Raw genomic sequence first — 3326 nt, 5'->3', positions numbered from 1 at the left:
AAACCTACTTGACACGTTCACGGCTTCATAGTCGTGAAGTGCAGCAGCGGTAGATCAACCTTGCTCCCTTGCAGCCAGGACTCAACAATCCGTTGCAACAGCGTTGTTAGTTCAGCGACGCACCGATCGCCCCCCAACTTCGCCTCACCGATCGCTTTCTGAGTGTTTTCGGAATCACTGATCGCTCCTCGCGACTGCCCTCACCGACAACCTCCTGGGCGCTTTCGCTATCACAGATCCCCCTCAAACCACGGCCTCCACCGACCACCGTCTGGGCGGTTGCGGGCTGACAGATCCCGCTGAAGAACGAGTGCAAGCTCTGGCTGCGGAGCTAGCTAACTCATATTTAGACAGATCCCATCTGCCTATTTCCCTGATTTGGTGAGTTAGACAGAGTATCGTCTGCCTAAGATCCCCAAACAGGTGTTTAGACAGATGCTATCCATACAATATCTCTGCCAAATAGGTAGAGGTTAAAACTTCTGTATAGCTTTACTCAATTAGGTTAGGACACTATCACGGAGGTAGAAGAAAGGTTAGGAGTGCCTATGCCCGCTCCCTACAGCCATGACCTGTGCCGAAAAGCGATCGACGCGGTGAAAAACAGCGAACGCAAAATAGAAGTGTGTCGGATGTTGCAGATCATCTCATCCCAGAACAAAGTTCACCAGCTTACCCGGTACTACAATTACCTTCTTGATCTCTTTGCCATCAATATGCCGTCTGGCAATCTCAGACTCACGGGCATATTGTTCCAGAGCAGCTTTATCGGCACTGGCGGGAACCTGAATTGTGCCCCGTGTCTTGCCCATCACTTGAATTACCAGGGTAATTTCATCCGCTACCAATGCTTCTGGATCCACCGCTGGCCAGGGTTGGGTGTGTATTGAATGGCGATAGCCCAGATTGTGCCAGAGTTCCTCGGTGATATGGGGTGCAAAGGGAGCCAGCAAAATCAGCAAAGTCCGAATGCCTTCTGCATAAACGGCAGAGTTTTTACAGGCAGCATCCGTCAACGCATTGCTCAACTTCATCAATTCGGATACAGCCGTATTAAACTGATAGTCGCCCTGCAAGTCATCCGTAACTTCTTTGATGGCGATGTGAATGGCGCGACGTAAATCTTTTTCGTCCTTGCTAAGTGCGGAGTGTGGAGTGTGGAGTGCAGAAGATTTCTCATCTCCAATTCCCGATCGCTGATCGCCAAACTCCGTCACCAATCGCCATACCCGATTCAAAAAGCGAAACTGTCCTTCAACGTCCGCTTCATCCCATTCCAGATCCTTCTCAGGAGGCGCTTTGAACAGAATGAACATGCGAGCGGTATCGGCTCCGTACTTGTTCACCACGTCTCCGGGCGCGACCCCATTGTATTTGGACTTGGACATTTTTTCGTACACCACTTCCAGGGGTTCACCTGTTTCTGGATCGGTGGGGTTGGCGAAGTCAGGAATGTTGGCCGGAATCACATACTTGCCGGTGCGAGGATTTTTGTAGGTCTTGCCCTGCACCATCCCCTGAGTCAGCAACCGCTGGAAGGGTTCGTCGCAGTTAAGCAAGCCGCGATCGCGCAATACCTTGGTAAAGAAGCGGGAATACAACAGGTGCAAAATGGCATGTTCAATCCCCCCTACATACTGATCCACTGGCATCCAGCGATTCGTTTTCTCCGGATCAAACACCTGCTGCTCATTCTTGGCATCGGGATAGCGCAAGAAATACCAGGACGAATCAATGAAGGTATCCATTGTGTCTGTCTCGCGGCGGGCAGCGGTGCCACAGGTGGGACAGGGCACATTCATCCAGGAGGCCAGCTTAGCTAAGGGCGAGGCTCCCCGACCGGAGAACTCTACGTCTTCTGGCAGGCGAACAGGTAGATCGGTTTCTGGAACGGGAACGGCTCCGCACTGGGGACAGTGAATGATCGGGATCGGTGTCCCCCAATAGCGCTGCCGGGAAATTAGCCAATCCCGCAAACGATAATTAGCCGTTCCCTTGCCTTTACCGTGTTTTTCCAACCACTGAATAGCGGCTTCCACACTTTGCCCCTTTTCCTTTCCAGCGGGAATCCCATCCAGCGGGCCAGAGTTGACCATCACTCCATCTCCCGGATGAGCCGCCGTCATGGTGGCCCCATCCAAGGTTTCGCCTGCCGGTTGGACGACCGCTTGAATCGGCAAATTAAACCGTCTGGCAAATTCAAAGTCACGCTGGTCGTGGGCCGGAACCGCCATGATTGCCCCAGTGCCGTAATCCATCAGCACATAATCGGCAATCCAGATCGGGATTTTGGCCTCATTCACCGGGTTAATCGCATAGCTGCCTGTCCATACGCCCGTTTTTTCCCGACCTTCAGCGGTGCGATCGATATCACTCTTGGCTGCTGCGGCTTCCTGATAAGCTTTGATGGCTTTGGCCTGCTTCTTCGTTGTCAATTTCTCCACCAGGGGATGTTCTGGCGACAACACCATGAAGGTAGCTCCCCACAAGGTATCGGGACGAGTTGTGAAGACGATGATCTCATCCCCGGCTTCCGTTGTGAAAGTAACTTGAGCACCCGTCGATTTGCCGATCCAGTTGGCCTGCATCAAGCGGACTTTTTCCGGCCAACCGCTCAACTGATCCAGATCGGTGAGCAACTGATCGGCATAATCGGTAATCTTCAAAAACCACTGGCGTAACTGTTTGCGCTCGACCTTGGCTCCGGAGCGCCACGATCGCCCTTCACTATCCACCTGCTCATTGGCCAACACGGTCTGGTCGATCGGATCCCAGTTGACCGTTGCCTCTTTTTGATAGGCTAATCCTGCCTGGAAGAACTGCAAGAAAATCCACTGTGTCCAGCGGTAGTAATCCGGTGAACAGGTGGTAACTTCCCGCTCCCAGTCAAAGGAGATGCCCAACTGATTGAGTTGCTGCCGCATCTGATCAATGTTCTGATACGTCCATCTGGCGGGATGAATGCCCCGTTCGATCGCCGCATTCTCCGCAGGTAACCCAAAGGCATCCCAACCCATTGGGTTCAAGACCCGATATCCCTGCATCCGACGAATCCGGGCAATCACATCGACAATTGTATAAACGCGGACGTGGCCCATGTGCAGGTTTCCCGATGGATAGGGGAACATCGACAGAGCATAAAACTTGGGCTTACTGGGATCCTCAGAAGTCTTGTACAGCCCTTGCTCAGCCCAATCTTTTTGCCACTTTTCCTCAATCTCAGCGGGGTTATAACGGGATTCCACAGAAAAACTCCTGCAAACGTTAGCCTAATTCATTCTAAGAGGTGGATGACAATTGATTTGATGAACGGTTCACTGATTTCG

General features: G+C 52.3%; 1 protein-coding gene and 1 pseudogene. One reads left to right on the top strand and one right to left on the bottom strand.

All coding sequences use genetic code 11. The annotated features are described in order from the left end of the window. Positions 1–548: 548 nt before the first annotated feature. Positions 549–668, top strand: a pseudogene (locus ACUVQO_RS22830) (IS630 family transposase); the annotation flags it as partial. Here ACUVQO_RS22830 and leuS read toward each other — a convergent pair. Next, positions 648–3245 (bottom strand): leucine--tRNA ligase, encoded by a 2598-nt coding sequence (gene leuS / locus ACUVQO_RS22825; RefSeq protein WP_445928117.1) that lies wholly within the window; start codon positions 3243–3245, stop codon positions 648–650. The pseudogene ACUVQO_RS22830 and the gene leuS sit on opposite strands and share 21 nt — an antisense overlap. Between the last annotated feature and the right edge of the window lie 81 nt (positions 3246–3326).

This window comes from Leptodesmis sp. (assembly GCF_052746595.1).
This window is presented reverse-complemented; position numbering and strand designations above follow the sequence as displayed.